A 16,812-nucleotide genomic window follows, 5' to 3' on the forward strand; every position below is an offset into this window, starting at 1 on the left:
GTCAATTTTTATAAGTATCTACCAAAGAGGTAATTGTCAGTGCCGCTTTGATGTCTACCGGATTACGCCTGGTGTATATCCTGACGGTGCGGGTTTCACCCGGCAGCAGATCGAAGTAGTTTTCTTCAAAACGCTCTTCCGGCATTGCATTGTTCAACTGTAAATAAACATTCCTCGCGAACTTGTCCGTCCGGATGGTCATCAGCACACTACCATCCTGGGCTGCCTGTTTTCCGAAAGTGACGGCTACCGATGGTTTCTCCAGCGGCATCTCCTTCGCCGGAGCAAAATAAATGATATTACGTTTGATAATCTTATTGTCAATTCGCAGTTGTGCATAGCATATTACCTCAGCAGGATTTCTCCCTTTCAGGATAGCTGTCGTGTCCACACTAAAAATTTTCCGGCTGGTATTGGCAGCGATGTTTATACCAGACAATGTTTTTTTCCAGAGAGGATTCCCGGCAAGATCCATCACCGTCAGCTCCACATCCGCCTTCTTGTTGCGGGTTTCATCGGACACGGCCCACAGGTGCAGCTGTTTGTCTTCAACAACACCAGAGAGCAGTAAAGGGGTAAATGCGTCTTTTACGTAATACTGCAGCGCCTTCCAGCGGCCGTAGTAATCTCGCCCCGACCAGGACGGCCCGGGCCAGCAGTCATTCAGCTGCCAGTACAAAGTGCCCATGCAATACGGCATAGCCCTGCGATGTGCTTCTATGGCTGTTTTCATTCCTTCTGCCTGCAACACCTGGCTCAGATACACAAAAGAAGGGAAGTCTTTCGGCGCCTGGTAATAATGCAGCATATAGGTACGGATAGCCGTATTGCCTTTGGCGGGGCTCTTCTGGTGCGACTGCATCACGTTGGAATAGATGTCATAATCCGCTTTAGTGGCAAAACTATCGATGGTGGCCATTTCCGGGAAGGACTGAAAACCGTATTCGCTCATAAACCGCGGAATGTGCGTGTTATATGCTTCAAACCATTCCATCCCATGCCATACGCCCCAGTAGTGGTTATCACCTTTGGTGAAATCTTCCTTTTTACCCCAGTTGCTGATGGGGGACGAGTGAAAATAAAAACGACCGGGGTCATTTTCCTTTACCGCCGCCGGCAGTACGGTTTTAAACAACTGATCGTATCCTTGCTGCAACTGGCTCCATTGTTCGTCCGTGTAAGCGTAGCCACTCTGCCAGCCCCAGTTTTTGATCGCCACTGCTACTTCGTTGTTACCACACCACAGGGCCAACGACGGGTGATTACGCAATCTCCTGATATTGTATGCTGCTTCCGCTTTCACGTTGTTCAGGAAAGCTGTATCTGACGGATATAACGTACAGGCGAACATAAAGTCCTGCCATACAAGGATACCACTGGCATCTGCCAGATCATAAAAAAGATCGTCTTCATAAATACCGCCACCCCATACGCGCACCATATTAAAGTGACTGGCGCGCATATCTTCAAACAGTTTTGTATAGGTAGCTGTTGTAACCCTTGGCAGGAAATTGTCCTGCGGGATGTAGTTGGCTCCTTTCATGAAAACCGGACGTCCGTTGATTTTCACATAAAAACTTTCGCCAAGGCTATCTGGTTGATTCACCACTTCTATTGTTCGCAATCCTACCAATTGTTTGTTTTTATCGATAGCCACTGCATTATCCAACAACTCCGCAGTCGCGGCATAACGGGTTTGTTCGCCCTGCCCTGCCGGCCACCACAGCTGCGGCTGCCGGATCTGTACCGGCACCTGTATAGTATTGCGGCCCTGTTTCAGGACTACTTTAGTGTTGGTGGTGGTCAGTTTACTGGCATTGTTCACCTGCGTAGTTAACCGGAGGTTATACGTACCGGCCGCCACTGCTTCTACCGTCGCTACGGCGTTAAGCGTAGCGCTGGCAGCCGTCAGTTGCTGCTGTTGCCACCATACGTCGCGGATCACGGCCTTATTCCATTTTTTCACTAGCACCGGTTTCCAGATACCGGCGGTGACGAGGCGCGGGCCCCAGTCCCAGCCGTAGTGGTAGGGCGCTTTACGGGCATAGATGCTCAGGGGGATATCGCTCGCGTCGTTCCCGGCAGGATAGATCACCTGGTCTTTCAGGAACTGCGGCATGTCGTGTTTAATGGGGCTGTCAAAGTGCACCCGTACTTCGTTGTCACCTTCGCGCAGCCAGCGTTTTACGTTGACCACCTGTTCCACGAACATATTCGCGGATTGCAGCACCAACTGGCCATTCACATATACCGATGCGTAGGTGTCCAATCCTTTGAAATCCAGCTCCACCACATCGTATTGCAGATCGGCGGCAGACAGTTTCCATTTTTTCCGGTATTCCCAGTCCTTCTTGTCCACCCACTGCACCGCTTTTTCGTTGGTGCCTACAAACGGATCGGGTATCAGTTGCAACGCCAGCAGATCGGTATGCACGGTGCCAGGCACGGTGGCCGGGCGCCATACGCCTTCATCCACACGGGAGAATTCCCATCCGGCAACCAGTGTGTCTGTCACGGTTCCCGCAGCATAAATCGATTTAGTAAAACAGGTTAAAAAAAAGATCGATACCAGCCATCGACCCCATCTCGTGTATTTCATATCTTGATATTTCAGCCAGCTTCAAAAATAGCATTGATTTACGATCTTTGGTAGATGAAACGTTTCTGGCAACAAATATTAAGATACTTCTATATTGGCAAAGGGGACCCTAACGCGCCTAAAACACGTTATGTAGCGATGATGCACGGCATGAACCGTATCTCTATCATCGTTTTTCTGATTGCGCTGATTATATTGATTGTCAGGCTGATAAGAAAGCACTAAATCAATTACGAATTAGCGTAGTTGACAATTATGGCTGCAGCTCTTCTGCTGGCGTCCTTTTCGCCGAGTTTATGCCACAGTTCCGCGTAGTCGGCTTTCAGTTGCCGGCGGGCTTTATCGTCTTTCAACAGGCTGGTGAGTTCTTTCAGCAGATTGTTTTCTGTCAGGTCGTGCTGGATCAGCTCTTTTACCACCAGGCGGTCCATGATCAGGTTGACCAGCGAGATGTATTTTACCTTGATCAGTCTTTTGGCGAAGAAATAAGAGATGGGATTGCCTTTATAGCACACTACTTCCGGCACGCCGAAGAGGGCTGTTTCCAGGGTGGCTGTGCCTGAGGTTACGAGGGCTGCCTCGGCCTGGCGCAGCAGCTTATAGGTTTTACCTTTCACCATAGACACATTGGGGTGTTGTCCGGTGAGGCTTTCCAGGAAGTGGTCGTCAAGGCTGGGCGCCTGCGCCACCACAAACTGGTATTCGGGGAAATGTTTGGCCATGGTGAGCATGATCGGCAGTTTCACGCTGACTTCCTGTTTGCGGCTGCCTGGCAGCACGGCGATAATGGGTTTGTCAGCCAGCGGCGCATCGGCCGGTTCTTCTTTGGCGGCCTTGATCACCTCTACCAGCGGGTGGCCTACATATTCCGTTTCATAATTCCATTTACGGTAAAAATCCTGCTCAAAAGGCAGTATGCACAACATCTTGTCCACATCGCGTTTGAGCTTTTTTACGCGGTTTTCTTTCCAGGCCCATACCTGCGGAGAGATATAGTACACAATTTTAATCCTTTGCTGCCTGGCCCATTCGGCAATACGCATGTTAAAGCCGGGGTAGTCTACGAGTACCAGCACATCGGGTTTAAAGGCAGCGATATCTTTTTTACAGGTCTCCATATTACGCAGGATCGTGCGAAGGTTCATGATCACTTCCACAAAGCCCATGAAAGCCAGCTCCCGGTAATGTTTTACCACATTCACGCCGGCGGCTTCCATCATATCGCCTCCCCATCCGCGTATATCCGCAGCTGCGTCCAGCTGCTTCATCTGCTTCACCAGGTTACTGCCATGCAAATCCCCTGATGCCTCTCCTGCAATAATGTAATATTTCAATCTGGTGTTTATTAAAAATTATCTGATCAGTTTAAGTAACAGGATGACAATAGCATACAGCATTGTCACCAGGAAGATTCCCTTGGCGGTAACATCTTTCCGGGTCCTGGTATACAGAAAAAAGACGAGTCCGTTCAGCAACAGGCAGATACTCACAATTTTGGGAAGCATTTGCCGGTTGTCTTTCAGGATACTGAAAAACTGTCCCAGCCCTATGTTATTATGGGGTCTGATGAGGAAAAAATAATAGAGGAAAAATGCTACCAGCGGAGTTATCAGCCCCAGTACAATTCCTAACGAAAGATTGTCTTTTTTCAACATAAGGTTATAATAGTGGCAAAAGTGCCTTGGTTCTTAGAGATCCTTCCAGGATTCTTCCAGCTGTTTCTTCAGCTTGTAGTTGGTCAGGTCAAACTGTACCGGTACTACAGAGGCATAGTTGTTTTCCAGCGCCCATACGTCCGTATCTTCTCCTACGTCCCTGTTTTTGAACTCGCCGGTGAGCCAGTAGTATTTTTTACCGTGCGGATCGCGGCGTTCGTCGAATTCCTCTACCCATTTGGCGTCTGCCTGGCGGCAAAGGCGCAGTCCTTTAAAATCCTTTTTATCTGCTATCGGTATATTCACGTTGAACAGGCTTCCGGCGGGCAGATCGGAACGCAGCATACGTTCTGTTACCTCGCGGGCTACGCTGGCCGGCAGCGAGAAGTCAGCATCATAGCTATACTCCAGGAAAGAAAAGCCTGCAGAAGGGATACCTTCGATAGCCGCTTCCATGGCTGCTGACATGGTGCCGGAATAAATGACATTGATAGAGTGGTTGGCGCCATGGTTGATGCCGCTTACACAGATGTCCGGTTTGCGGTGCAGTATTTTATCTCTCGCCAGTTTCACACAATCCACCGGTGTACCGGAACATTGCCATGCTTCTGTATCTTCAAAAATATCTACCTGGTTCAACCGCAAAGGCACGCCGATGGTGATCGCGTGCCCCATGCCCGACTGCGGGCTGTCCGGCGCCACTACCACTACCTTTCCCAACGGCCGTACTGCCTCAATCAAAGCCCGTATGCCCGGTGCCGTTATACCATCGTCATTCGTCACTAATATGATGCGCTCCTGTTTTTCCATATTTCACGTTTTTTGCTTTGCTTCACAAATTTACGCTCTCTCACAAACATTTCGCTTTAAAAGAATGTGAAATATATAGCTTTTTTTACAAATCCGACTTTAATACTTTCCTGAAAACCAGGTAGATGATGAGTACGATATAGCCCAGCAGAAAGAGCAGATAAACGCTGTCATCGTATCGTTCAGACAAGTTGGCCACCATTTTTCCCACCAGCGGAAAAGGCAGCAGCTCGTCACCGGTTTGCAGGGGTAACAGCCCGCCAACGGGACCGGCATATCTTTTCAGCAGCAGTACCAGCGTTTGTTCCAGCATCATGATATATCCCAGGAAAATAGCCATGGCGAAGCCGGCTCTTTTCACCAGTACGGCCACCAGTAAGGCCAGGCAGAGTTCCAGCACCACCTGCAGCCAGTAGTACCACATGTAACTGAAGCCTTCGAGGCTGAAGCTGTTGCTGCCGTACACCAGTCCGCATACAAAGGCGGTGAGCACGGCCGTCAGCAGCGCCGCGAGCGACAGCAGTACTACCCATATCAGTTTGGCGTACACAAACTGCCGGCGTTCCCACCCGTCGATGATGTTTTGCCGGTTGGTACGGAAAGTATATTCATTGGTGACCAGAATGATGAGCATCAGTCCGAGCAGCGCTGTCATGTAACTGCTGATGTTGGCCACCGTTTGCCATACGACCGGGAATCCGAAGGGGGACTGGCCCAGCATTTTGGCCGCCTGCTCCAGGTCGCGGCTGGCCATGACCTGTGCCGGCACATAGTTGCCTGCCGGTATCATAACGACCGCCACAAGCAGCATTATCCAGAAAGTGCGGTAGTTCTTTACTTTCAGCCATTCGGTATAGAGTAGTTGTTTCATGCGGGATCGTTGGTTATTTCCAGAAATGCTTTTTCGAGGCTCTTTTTGCGGAGTTGCAGGTGTTGCAGCCAGATGCCCTGCTGCGCCAGATAGCTGTTGACCTGCGCCGGTTCCGGTGTTGCATTAAATACTGCCGTTACCACGCTGCCGTTCAGCTGTACGCTGGTACAGCCCGGATAGGCCAGCAGCGCTGTTTTAAGCGCTTCGTTATCCGCAGCGGCCAGCTCCAGGTAGTCATGGCGGCTGATCACCACGTCTACACTGCCGGAACGCAGCAGCCTGCCGTTGCGCAGGATGGCCACATGGGTACATACTTTCTCCACCTCATCGAGGAGATGGCTGGCGAGGATAATGGTTTTACCGGCGCCGGCCAGGTGCCGCACCAGTTCCCTTACTTCCGCAATACCGGCGGGGTCCAGCCCGTTGGTAGGTTCATCCAGTATCAACACTTCCGGATCGCCCAGCAGCACCGCTGCGATGGCCAGCCGTTGTTTCATCCCGAGGGAATAAGTCTTGAAAGCGGCATGTTGCCGGGTGGCGAGGCCACATACTTCCAATACCCGGCCGATGTCTTTTTTATCCCGTTGTTTGATGGCGGCGGCTATCTCGAGGTTACGGTACCCGCTGAGATAGTGATAAAAGTTGGGGGTCTCCAGCAAAGTCCCTATCTGCCGGCGCTGGCGGGCAGCGGCGGGCTGATCGAACAGGGTAAAGCTGCCCGTGTCGGCTTTCAGGACATCGGTGACGATGCCCAGCAGGGTGGTTTTACCACTGCCGTTCGGGCCGAGGACGCCGTAGACGGCCCCTTGCGGCACATCGAACGATACGCCGGACAAAGCCTGTACGGCGCCGAATTTCTTTGAAATGTTTTGTAAGGAGAGGATAGACACAGCTGGCTTTGGTGTTTTAACATGATAAAAAAAGAAAAGGGAAACACAGTGAAAGATCTTATGGCGAAATCTCCCCTGTATTTCCCTTTATGTTGATAAGACGGGAATTATCAGTTACGTACCGGTTTACCTGTTTTGATCACGCTTTGCAGGCGTTCCAGTGTCTTGCGTTCACCGCAGAGGCTCAGGAAGGCTTCCCGTTCCAGGTCCAGCAGGTATTGTTCGCTCACGAAAGACGGTTCTGTCAGGTCTCCGCCACACATCACGTACGCCAGTTTATTGGCCACTTTCTGATCGTGCTCGGAGATGTAATTACCAAAGCGCATGGCATATACGCCGGCGAGCAGCGCGCCCAGCGCGCTGCGGCCCATTACTTTGATGTCGGTCCTTTCCACCGGTTTGGTATAACCTTCGTCTGCCAGCGTTATCACGCTGCGTTTGGCGTCGGCTATCAGGCGGGAGGCGTTCATGGTCACCTCATCGTGTCCTTTGCGGAGCACGCCCATATCGAAGCCTTCAAAACCGGAGGTGGCCACTTTGGCGGTGGCAACGGTCATGAAGTAATCTTTCAGTGGTTCTTCCTCGATGCGGCCTTCTTTGAATTCGAGGCTGGCGCGGAGGGTCATTTCTTTGGTGCCGCCGCCACCGGGGATAAGGCCTACGCCCAGCTCCACGAGGCCGATGTACGTTTCTGCGGCAGCCTGTACTTTATCAGCGTGCAGCGCCATTTCGCAGCCGCCGCCGAGGGTCAGCGCATGTGGCGCTACCACTACCGGGATGGAAGAATAACGCAGGCGCATGGTAGAGCGCTGGAAGAGGCGTACCGCCATGTCCAGCTCATCATATTCCTGTTCCGCTGCCAGCATGAAGATCATGCCTACGTTGGCGCCGGCGGAGAAGTTGGTGCCTTCGTTGCCTACCACGAGTCCGCGGAAGTCTTTCTCTGCGCGGTCTACCGCTTTATTGAGTCCTTCCAGTACTTCACCGCCGATGGTGTTCATCTTGGTTTTCCAGTCGAAGCATACCACACCGTCGCCGATGTCTATCAGTTTGCAGGCGCTGTTTTTCCAGACGATGTTGTTGGAGAAGTTTTCCAGTATGATGAATTCGCCTTCGCCCGGTACAGTTTTGTACGCCTGGGTAGCGATATCGTAGTAGAATTTTTTGCCGTTTTCCGCTTTGTAGAAGCTTTTGATGCCTTTGCCCAGCATGTCTTTTACCCATTGTGCTACGGTGAGGCTTTTTTCTTCTATCAGTTTTACGGACGCTTCCACTCCCAGCAGGTCCCAGCTTTCGAAGGGACCTATCTCCCATCCGAAGCCGGCTTTCATGGCGTCATCCACTTTGTAGATATCATCGGCTATTTCCGGGATGCGGTGGGACACGTAAGCGAAGAGGCGGGCGTGAAACTGTTGATAGAACTGTCCGGCTTTATCTGTGGCGGCTGCCAGCATGCGGATACGTTGTTTCAGGTCTTCCACCGGTTTGGCGGCATCGATGCTGGCGAACTTAGGTTTCTGTTTAGGCCCGTATTCCATCGTTTGCAGGTTGAGCGTAAGAATTTCCTTACCGCTCTCTCCTTTTGTTTTTTTGTAGAAGCCTTGTCCTGTTTTATCGCCCAACCAGTTGTTTTCCACTACTTTCTGCAGGAAAGGAGGGATATCGAAGATGGCTGCTTCTTCATCGTTGGGGCAGTTTTCCTTTACGCCTTTGGCCACTTTCACGAGGGTGTCGATCCCTACCACGTCAGCGGTGCGGAAGGTGGCTGATTTGGGACGCCCGATCACCGGGCCTGTCAGCGCATCCACTTCGTCGATGCCCAGTCCCATTTCCTGCATGATATGGAAGATGGCCATGATGGAATATACCCCTACCCTGTTGGCGATAAACGCTGGCGTGTCTTTACAGAGCACGGTGGTTTTGCCGAGGTACAGGTCACCGTAGTGCATCAGGAAATCGATCACAGCGGGGTCTGTATGCGGTGTGGGTATAATTTCGAGCAGGCGCAGGTACCGTGGCGGGTTAAAGAAGTGGGTACCGCAGAAATGTTTTTTAAAGTCTTCGCTGCGGCCGTCCGTCATCAGGTGGATGGGGATACCGGAGGTGTTGGAAGTGATGAGGGTGCCGGGTTTGCGGAATTGCTCCACCTGTTCGAACACGGTTTTTTTGATGTCCAGGTTTTCTACCACCACTTCAATGATCCAGTCCACATCGGCTATCCGTTTCATATCGTCGGTGAAGTTGCCGGTTTTGATGCGTTTGATCACATCTTTGGTATATACCGGCGAGGGGTTTGATTTTATGGCAGCTTGCAGCGCATCGTTCACAATCCGGTTCTTCACGGCGGGGCTCTCCGGCGAGAGGTTCTTTTTCTTTTCAGCATCATTCAGCTCTTTCGGCGCTATATCCAGCAGTAAAACCTGTACGCCGATACCTGCAAAGTGGCAGGCAATTCTTGATCCCATTACTCCCGAGCCGAGGACGGCTACTTTGTTGATGTGTCTTTGCATAGCTTTAGCCTTTTATGATCCTTGAATTTAGGATTTTTTTTCACGCAAAGGCACCGGCGGCTCGCAAAGACGCAAAGTTTTTTGCTGATAGTTTAAGAACGCAAAGGAGCGAAGACCACCTTTCAGATCGTATTTGTCTGAGTATGACGGAGATCGTACATACATCACAGGATCTGAAAGGTGGTCTTCGCTCCTTTGCGTTCTTTGCTTACTTATAATCCTTTGCGTGATCAGCTGACGCCGCTGCCGGGAGCGACTGTTTCTGCCGGGTTCACAAATACCAGTTTACCGTTGTCTTCCGCCATGAGGATCATGCCCTGGCTTTCGATACCGCGCATTTTGCGGGGGGCCAGGTTGGCCACCAGTGTCACCTGTTTGCCGATGATGTCAGCAGGGTTAAAGTGCATGGCTATACCGGAAACGACTGTACGTTGTTCTGTACCGATGTCTACCAGCAGTTTGAGCAGTTTATCTGCTTTTTCCACTTTTTCGGCCTGTATGATGGTGCCTACGCGCAGGTCCAGTTTGGCGAAATCATCGTACTGTATCTCTGCTTTGGCAGGTGCGGCAGGTTGTGCAGCGGCGGCGGCCGGTTTCACGAGGCCAGCGTGCAGTTTCTCTACCTGTGCGGCGATGGTGTCGTCTTCAATTTTCTTGAACAGCAGCTCCGGTTCGCGCAGGGAGTAACCTACGCTCACCAGTTTGGCGCTGCCGGCGTTTTCCCATTCCAGCATACGGTCTACCACTTTCAGGAGATGACAGATCTTCCGGGAAGTGAAAGGCATAAACGGATGGGTGAAGATGGCCAGGTTGGCCATCAGCTGCAGGCAGATATGCAGACAGTTGTCTATTTTAGCCTGTAATGCCGGGATGTCGGCCTCGGTATAGTCACCTGCAGGTTTACCGGCTTTGATATTTTCGATGGCTTTGGCCAATATCCATGGCTCTTTCTTCTGCATGTACTGGTTGCCTTTGGAAGAAAGTTCCATTACTTCCGCGAGGGCTTCGCGGAAACGGTAGGCTTCCAGGCTGGCTTCCACGCTTTCTTTCGTTGCCTGGAATACGGCGAGCATTTCCTTGTCTGTATCATCTGCCGCTTCTTCATGCAAGCGGGGCACTTTACCGCCGCATAGTTTATGCGTGAGCACCATGGTGCGGTTCACGAAGTTGCCCAGGTTGGCTACCAGTTCGCTGTTATTGCGGGTCTGGAAGTCTTTCCAGGTAAAGTCGTTGTCTTTTGTTTCCGGGGCGGTGGCGCACAGCACGTAACGGAGCACGTCCTGCTGGTCGGGGAAATCTTTGATATAGTCGTGTACCCACACCGCCCAGTTGCGGGAGGTAGATACTTTTTCACCTTCGATGTTGAGGAACTCGTTGGCCGGCACGTTTTCCGGCAGTACGAATCCGCCGTGGGCCTTGAGCATGGCGGGGAAGATGATACAGTGGAACACGATATTGTCTTTCCCGATGAAATGCACCAGTTTGGTGTCTTCCTTGCACCAGTAATCGGCCCAGTCAGGTGTCAGCTCTTTGGTGGCGGAGATATAGCCGATAGGGGCGTCGAACCATACGTACAGCACTTTGCCTTCTGCGTCGGGCAGGGGTACTTTGATGCCCCAGTTGCTGTCACGCGTCATGGCGCGGCTTTGCAGACCGGCGTCCAGCCAGCTTTTGCACTGGCCGTATACGTTATTTTTCCAGTCCTTATGGCCTTCCAGCAGCCATTCTTTCAGCCATGGCTCATAGTTCTGGAGGGGCATGTACCAGTGTTTGGTCGCTTTTTTGACCGGCACGGCGTTGCTGAGGGCCGAGTGCGGGTTGATCAGTTCATCCGGGCTCAGGGAAGTGCCGCAGCGTTCGCACTGGTCACCATAGGCTTTATCGTTGCCACATTTGGGGCAGGTACCCACAATATAGCGGTCGGCCAGGAAAACCTGTTTTTCCGGGTCGAAGTACTGTTCTGATTCTTTTTCTTCAAAGAGGCCGTCATTGTACATCTTCAGGAAAAAGTCGGACGCAGTGGTATGGTGTATGGGAGCGCTGGTGCGTGCGAAAATATCGAAAGAGATGCCCATGGCGGCGAAGCTGTCGCCGATGATTTTGTGGTAACGGTCTACAACGTCCTGCGGGGTTACGTTTTCCTTCATCGCTTTGATGGTGATAGGCACCCCGTGTTCGTCAGAACCGCAAATAAATTTCACATCTGCCTTTTTAGCGCGCAGATAACGCACGTAAATATCTGCGGGCAGGTAGCACCCAGCCAGGTGTCCAATATGGACGGGGCCATTGGCATAAGGTAAGGCCGCAGTTATTAGATATCTGTTAAAATTTCCCATACTATCTTAAAGAATGCTTAAATAAATTTCTTTTCTCGTTTTTGTTTTTGGAATCACCAAACAATTTATCACCTTAGTTAGCGAATAGTAAAAGTATTCACTAATCTGCAAAGGTAAACAAAAGAACAATGGTAAAAATTCCGCCATATCTGAAAAAAGGCGATCTGATAGGAGTCATGTGCCCCAGCAGTAAAATGGAGTTGCAAGCGGCTGAATATGCTGCCGGCGTGATTTCCTCCTGGGGCTACCGGGTGCACCTGGGCATCACGGTGGGTACCAGCTTTCATAATTTCTCTGCGCCGGACGAGCTTCGGTTGGAAGAGCTGCAGGATATGCTGGATGATCCCGAAATAAAGGCGATCGTGTTCGGACGCGGCGGCTACGGTATGGTGTGTATTCTTGACAAGCTCGATTTTACCCGTTTCCGCAAACATCCCAAATGGCTCTGTGGCTACAGCGATGTGACCACCCTGCACGCCCATATCCACCAGCGTTACGGCATCCCCACCATCCACTCGCTGATGTGCAGTGGCATCACGCCGGAAACAGCCGGGGATGAATACGTCAGCAGCCTGGCAGCCGTGCTGAAGGGCAAGTCCTACCGCTATACTACGGCCTCGCATACACTGAACCGCGAAGGCAGCGCCTCCGGCCTGCTGGTAGGCGGCAACCTCTCCCTGCTGGCCAATGCTTCCGGCAGCAAATCGCAGATCGATACCAAAGATAAAATTCTCCTGCTCGAAGATATCGGAGAATACCGCTATAATATCGACAGGATGATGTATAACCTCAAACGTGCCGGCTGGCTCGACAAACTCGCCGGCCTGGTGGTAGGCGCTTTTACCGATGGCAGGGAAACCACAACGCCTTTCGGTCAGACCGAATACGAGATCATCCACAATATGGTAAAAGAATATGACTACCCGGTATGTTTCGGCTTCCCGTCCGGGCATCAGCAGGAGAACTACTCGCTGAAACTGGGCATGAAACACGAACTGAAGGTAGGTGAGTTGCGCAGCTCTCTGAAACTACACATTTAATACCTCTGGCTATAAATTATAAATAAGAAAGCACCCGATGTGGGTGCTTTCTTATTTATGGTTATCACAATTTAGTCTTCGACATCCGGCACAATCTCCAGTCCGTATTCGTCTGCCGTGAGAATGCCGGCGGTGCGGGTGTTTTCCAGCACTTCGGCGTTGACGGCGAGCTCGTGTACGGTGGTGAGGTTATGGAGATAATCGATGCCGTATAATTTACCGGCGAGGCCGCCGGGCACTTCTATCAGGTATTTGATCACTTCGAGCACGATATGCATGCCGGTGGCGCCGTGGGTGGCGCCCAGGGCGCCGGCGTCGAAGTTGCGGTATTCTTCTGTGAGCGGCAGGGCGCAGCGGTAGGTGGCGGACCGGCTGCCGTCGGGCAGCAGTATATTAAAACCGCCATACCAGGCCTGCCAGTTGTGTACTTCACCGATCACCAGCGGGAGGTCGTGTTTCACGCAGGCGTCATTGAGCAGGAGATGTGTTGGCTGGTGCTGGGTGCAATCGATCACCAGATCGAAGCCGGGCAGCAGCAGCGCGATATTTTCCGGTTTAGCCTGCACCAGCATCGGGTAATGTTTGGTGTATGGGTTGACCGCCCATAACCGGCTGGCAGCCATTTTCGCTTTATGTTTACGGATATCCTGCATCTGATACACCGGCTGCCGGTGCATGTCTTCATCATTGATCACGCCATAGTCGGCAATGCCGATCACGCCAACACCGCTGGCGCTGAGGTATTGCAGCACAGGGCTGCCGAGGCCACCGGCGCCGACCACCAGTACACGGGCGTTTTTCAGTTTATCCTGCATGTCGATGCCGATGCCCGGCACAGCGATGGGATATTTAAAATGCTGCAGTTCTTTTTCACTTAATGTCATACGCTGGATCTTTTATCTATTCCTGTGGGAACTCGAGGGTGAACTTACTGCCTTTCCCTACGGTACTTTCCACTTTTATTTTTCCCTTGTGGGCGTCTACGATGGCCTTTACATAGGTGAGGCCGAGGCCGAAACCTTTTACGTTGTGCACGTTTCCTGTGTGGGCGCGGTAGAATTTTTCAAAGATACGGGAAATAGTATCCCGGCTCATACCGATACCGTTGTCTGTGATAATGATAAACAGGCTTTTGCGCGTATTATAGGTTTGTATTTTGACTTCCAGGTTCTCGTTGGAATATTTGATGGCGTTGTCCAGCAGATTAAACACCACATTGGAGAAATGCACATCGTCCGCCATGATCACCGGGTTAATGGCATCCAGCTGCAGGTCTACCACGCCGTTTTTGGATTCCAGCTGCAGCTGCAGGTTGTCGGTGGTATTACGGATGACCTCATGCACGTCCATTGCCTGCAGTTTGAGGCCTATCTCATCTTTTTCCAGAAGGGCCGACTGCAGGATGCTTTCCACCTGTTTGTTCATCCTTTTGTTTTCTTCTTTGATGATACCGGAGAAGTAGCGGATTTTATCGGTGTTGTTCATCACTTTTTCATTCCCGATAGCATCGATGGCCAGGGAAATGGTGGCCAGGGGTGTTTTCAGCTCGTGGGTCATGTTATTGATAAAATCCGATTTTATTTCCGACAGTTTTTTCTGGTTCAGCAGGGTGCGGATGGTCAGGGCAAATGCGGTGATGATGATGATGGTAAAGAGGATGCTGCCGGTGATCATCATGCCCAGCTGCCGGGCGATGGAATCGTCTACCGTTGGCATGATGATCATGAGCGTCTCAGTCTGCGGGCCGAGGTTATTCAGTTCATCCAGCATGATATAGGTGATGTGGTACCGTTTCCTTTCGCTGACGCTGTCTTCCATATTCTGGCGGTAGGCCGTTTCAAAATTGGCCGAGTGTACCCTGGGCTGGGAACCGATTCCCTGAATGGGGGTGAGGATGGCGAACTCAAAACGGGCCGAATCGAGGTGATTACTCCTCATTTTATCCTGGATGAGCTTCCTTAGTTTCTGCGGATTGGTGTATACTTCACTCATCGGCGGGAGGTATACTTCGCCCCTGGTCACGTCGAGACCGAAACCTTTTACGGTGGTGGCCGGCTCTCTTTTCTCGAAACGGAACATGGCGTATGTCTGCCGGGCCGCCAGCATATCATTCTGTACTTCGCTGATCATTTTGGTGGATTGTTCCACCCGTTGTTCTTTTTTGATAGCAATGGCACTTTTGATCCAGCTTACCTGGATGTAGATAATGCCCAGCAGGGACAGCGTGATCAGGATGACGATTACAGGAAAAATTTTCTTTAGTGGTATCATGAAATTCTGCTCAGGCCTTAAATATACTTAACCTGATATATTAAACCTTGTTAAAAAAGATATTTGCTATAGCAACTATGATACAAAATTAAATAGTTACAAACGCTGCGAGGCGTCTTAACATCAATACAATATTACTTTAACGTAATTTTAACGGGGGATGTCTGATTTTATTAATGCGACTTTCCTTACCTTTGCTTTACAGAATTGGTACTAAATTTGATTAGTAACAATTATAACAAAGTAAATTAAACTTTCTACATACATCGACGTGGATTCGTTCCATAAGCGATTTAGATTTTGGTTGATAAAATGGTAAGGAGGTTATCTAGCCTCCTTTTTTTATTTCCTTCTTTTTCAATGAGTTTTGTTATCCTTCCTAACCACTCTTTTTTTCCTTTTTATTTCTTTCCTGCTTTGTAATCAATTAATTAAATTTGGTTAGAGATCAAAACGTATGCATATGGTTAGTCTGGCGCCCGGTATTTTGCTTATAGCCGATCCGTTTCTGAAAGATCCCAATTTTGCCCGCACGGTGATTTTTGTGTGTGAAAATGATGAAAAGGGCAGTTTTGGCTTCGTTATCAACAGGTTATTTGACCAGACGCTGGACAGTTTGATCCCTGACGTCATTTATCCAGGCATCCCGGTTTATTACGGGGGGCCGGTACAGGTAGACACCATTCATTTTCTGCATCAGCTGCCCGACCAGATCCAGGGAGGGGTGCAGGTGGTGCCGGGAGTGTACTGGGGCGGCCGGTTTGACGATGTGGTGGAATTGCTGAACCAGGGTGCGCTGGATTTGCAGAAGATCAAATTTTTCATTGGTTATTCCGGCTGGACAACCGGCCAACTGGAGGAAGAGCTGCGGGAGAAGTCGTGGATCCCTTCCGAGAGCACGCCGTCGCTGGTATTTGAATCGCGGGAGCAGCAAATATGGCAGCAGGCGTTGAGAAATCTTGGCAGTAATTTCGCCATGATGGCAAATTTTCCTATCGATCCTTCACTAAATTAAATTTTCTAATAATTTGAAAGCGAAGCAGATGTGCTTCGGGAGAGGCTATTTGTGCAAAAATGAATAAAAAGGAATGACTTTTTTTGCAACAAATTAAATATCTTGCTAAAGTAATAACACAAAATAACCCGTTATAGTTCAGGTAAGGAACAACCGATAGAATACACCTATGAAGGCTACCTATGAAAAACATTGCACCTTCACAGAAAGACGCCCGAATTTACCTGAGACAACGATAGGAAGAATTATATCAACAGTTAATAAGCGCATTATTCATTAGGTAATATACACAGCCTGTGAAAGGGCTGCTCATGGATGTACGTGCATAACCGCGGTCCGACAGTAATGTGGGCCCTGCGGGGACGTATTGTACGGAAGTGAGGATTAGCGGAAATCCCGGGGGGTATTCATACCTGGCTGACGGGTCTTCTAAGATTGGAATAGTTAGGACAAAACGAAGGCCGGGTAATCTTACCCGGCCTGTCCGTTAAATGATATATAACTACTGGTAGTAGGTTATTTTTCTACTGCCACCGCACCTTCTACGAGCACAGTAGCCTTGTTGCGCAGCACTTCCACGAAGCCGCCGGTGATAGTAAAGAATTCGCTGTGGCTTTTATCCTTCAGCACTTTCATTTTACCATTTCCGAGCGCTGCGATTAAGGGCGCATGTTTATCCAGTATTTCAAAAGAACCATCAATGCCGGGCAGTTGTACGCCGTACACTTCGCCTGCATATAATTTTCTTTCTGGTGTTAATACTTCTAATAGCATGTTATGATCGTGAATGGTGATTGGTAAATGGTCCCGGGGGA

General features: G+C 50.4%; 14 protein-coding genes. 3 read left to right on the plus strand and 11 right to left on the minus strand.

Annotated features, from left to right (window positions below; translation table 11 throughout):
* Window position 1: 1 nt before the first annotated feature.
* Window positions 2–2,515 (minus strand): beta-mannosidase, encoded by a 2,514-nt coding sequence (locus B5D63_RS11240; protein WP_235021515.1) that lies wholly within the window; start codon window positions 2,513–2,515, stop codon window positions 2–4.
* Between the two features lie 138 nt (window positions 2,516–2,653).
* Between B5D63_RS11240 and B5D63_RS35410 the strand changes: the two genes are divergently transcribed.
* Window positions 2,654–2,824 (plus strand): DUF6728 family protein, encoded by a 171-nt coding sequence (locus B5D63_RS35410; protein ID WP_168810107.1) that lies wholly within the window; start codon window positions 2,654–2,656, stop codon window positions 2,822–2,824.
* 5 nt (window positions 2,825–2,829) lie between these two features.
* Here the strand turns inward: B5D63_RS35410 and lpxB are convergent, their stop codons facing one another.
* From lpxB to metG, 7 genes are all read right to left on the minus strand, one after another.
* On the minus strand, window positions 2,830–3,933 hold the full coding sequence (gene lpxB / locus B5D63_RS11245) for a lipid-A-disaccharide synthase (RefSeq protein ID WP_078668908.1): 1,104 nt from the start codon (window positions 3,931–3,933) through the stop codon (window positions 2,830–2,832).
* Window positions 3,934–3,951: 18 nt separating this feature from the next.
* Window positions 3,952–4,254: a hypothetical protein gene (locus B5D63_RS11250; RefSeq protein WP_078668909.1), complete on the minus strand. Its 303-nt coding sequence runs from the start codon at window positions 4,252–4,254 to the stop codon at window positions 3,952–3,954.
* 33 nt (window positions 4,255–4,287) lie between these two features.
* Complete coding sequence (gene surE, locus B5D63_RS11255; RefSeq protein WP_078668910.1) at window positions 4,288–5,064, minus strand: 5'/3'-nucleotidase SurE; 777 nt, start codon at window positions 5,062–5,064, stop codon at window positions 4,288–4,290.
* An 85-nt stretch (window positions 5,065–5,149) separates the two neighbouring features.
* Window positions 5,150–5,935, minus strand: a complete 786-nt coding sequence (locus B5D63_RS11260) for an ABC transporter permease (protein WP_078668911.1) — start codon at window positions 5,933–5,935, stop codon at window positions 5,150–5,152.
* Window positions 5,932–6,825: an ABC transporter ATP-binding protein gene (locus B5D63_RS11265; protein ID WP_078668912.1), complete on the minus strand. Its 894-nt coding sequence runs from the start codon at window positions 6,823–6,825 to the stop codon at window positions 5,932–5,934. Before B5D63_RS11265 ends, B5D63_RS11260 begins: the two co-directional genes overlap by 4 nt.
* 110 nt (window positions 6,826–6,935) lie before the next feature.
* The gene (locus B5D63_RS11270; protein ID WP_078668913.1) at window positions 6,936–9,335 is read right to left on the minus strand and encodes a 3-hydroxyacyl-CoA dehydrogenase/enoyl-CoA hydratase family protein; all 2,400 of its coding nucleotides are present in this window, start codon (window positions 9,333–9,335) and stop codon (window positions 6,936–6,938) included.
* A 230-nt stretch (window positions 9,336–9,565) separates the two neighbouring features.
* A complete protein-coding gene (gene metG, locus B5D63_RS11275) occupies window positions 9,566–11,671 on the minus strand; it encodes a methionine--tRNA ligase (RefSeq protein WP_078668914.1) in 2,106 nt (701 codons plus the stop codon).
* Between the two features lie 128 nt (window positions 11,672–11,799).
* Between metG and B5D63_RS11280 the strand changes: the two genes are divergently transcribed.
* The gene (locus B5D63_RS11280) at window positions 11,800–12,711 is read left to right on the plus strand and encodes a S66 peptidase family protein (protein ID WP_078668915.1); all 912 of its coding nucleotides are present in this window, start codon (window positions 11,800–11,802) and stop codon (window positions 12,709–12,711) included.
* 71 nt (window positions 12,712–12,782) lie between these two features.
* On the opposite strand, the gene B5D63_RS11285 is transcribed toward B5D63_RS11280, so the two are convergent.
* Both B5D63_RS11285 and B5D63_RS11290 read right to left on the minus strand, forming a co-directional pair.
* Window positions 12,783–13,595, minus strand: a complete 813-nt coding sequence (locus tag B5D63_RS11285) for a HesA/MoeB/ThiF family protein (protein ID WP_078668916.1) — start codon at window positions 13,593–13,595, stop codon at window positions 12,783–12,785.
* Window positions 13,596–13,611: 16 nt separating this feature from the next.
* Entirely contained in the window at window positions 13,612–14,982 is a 1,371-nt protein-coding gene (locus tag B5D63_RS11290) for a sensor histidine kinase (RefSeq protein ID WP_078668917.1), read from the minus strand.
* Window positions 14,983–15,439: 457 nt separating this feature from the next.
* Between B5D63_RS11290 and B5D63_RS11295 the strand changes: the two genes are divergently transcribed.
* Window positions 15,440–15,997 carry a YqgE/AlgH family protein gene (locus B5D63_RS11295; protein WP_235021516.1) on the plus strand — a complete coding sequence of 186 codons (558 nt, stop codon included), beginning with the start codon at window positions 15,440–15,442 and terminating at the stop codon, window positions 15,995–15,997.
* Window positions 15,998–16,513: 516 nt separating this feature from the next.
* Here B5D63_RS11295 and atpC read toward each other — a convergent pair.
* Window positions 16,514–16,771 (minus strand): ATP synthase F1 subunit epsilon, encoded by a 258-nt coding sequence (gene atpC, locus B5D63_RS11300; RefSeq protein WP_078668919.1) that lies wholly within the window; start codon window positions 16,769–16,771, stop codon window positions 16,514–16,516.
* Between the last annotated feature and the right edge of the window lie 41 nt (window positions 16,772–16,812).

Origin of the sequence: Chitinophaga eiseniae (genome assembly GCF_900167135.1) — a bacterium.
GTDB lineage: Bacteria > Bacteroidota > Bacteroidia > Chitinophagales > Chitinophagaceae > Chitinophaga > Chitinophaga eiseniae.

What these genes read in the sequence shown, in the direction of transcription:
- B5D63_RS35410 (WP_168810107.1), top strand. Translation starts at nt 2,654, where the DNA reads ATGAAACGTTTCTGGCAACAAATATTAAGATACTTCTATATTGGCAAA.
- B5D63_RS11250 (WP_078668909.1), bottom strand. Translation starts at nt 4,254, where the DNA reads ATGTTGAAAAAAGACAATCTTTCGTTAGGAATTGTACTGGGGCTGATA.
- surE (WP_078668910.1), bottom strand. Translation starts at nt 5,064, where the DNA reads ATGGAAAAACAGGAGCGCATCATATTAGTGACGAATGACGATGGTATA.
- B5D63_RS11260 (WP_078668911.1), bottom strand. Translation starts at nt 5,935, where the DNA reads ATGAAACAACTACTCTATACCGAATGGCTGAAAGTAAAGAACTACCGC.
- B5D63_RS11270 (WP_078668913.1), bottom strand. Translation starts at nt 9,335, where the DNA reads ATGCAAAGACACATCAACAAAGTAGCCGTCCTCGGCTCGGGAGTAATG.
- metG (WP_078668914.1), bottom strand. Translation starts at nt 11,671, where the DNA reads ATGGGAAATTTTAACAGATATCTAATAACTGCGGCCTTACCTTATGCC.
- B5D63_RS11280 (WP_078668915.1), top strand. Translation starts at nt 11,800, where the DNA reads ATGGTAAAAATTCCGCCATATCTGAAAAAAGGCGATCTGATAGGAGTC.
- B5D63_RS11285 (WP_078668916.1), bottom strand. Translation starts at nt 13,595, where the DNA reads ATGACATTAAGTGAAAAAGAACTGCAGCATTTTAAATATCCCATCGCT.
- B5D63_RS11290 (WP_078668917.1), bottom strand. Translation starts at nt 14,982, where the DNA reads ATGATACCACTAAAGAAAATTTTTCCTGTAATCGTCATCCTGATCACG.
- B5D63_RS11295 (WP_235021516.1), top strand. Translation starts at nt 15,440, where the DNA reads ATGCATATGGTTAGTCTGGCGCCCGGTATTTTGCTTATAGCCGATCCG.
- atpC (WP_078668919.1), bottom strand. Translation starts at nt 16,771, where the DNA reads ATGCTATTAGAAGTATTAACACCAGAAAGAAAATTATATGCAGGCGAA.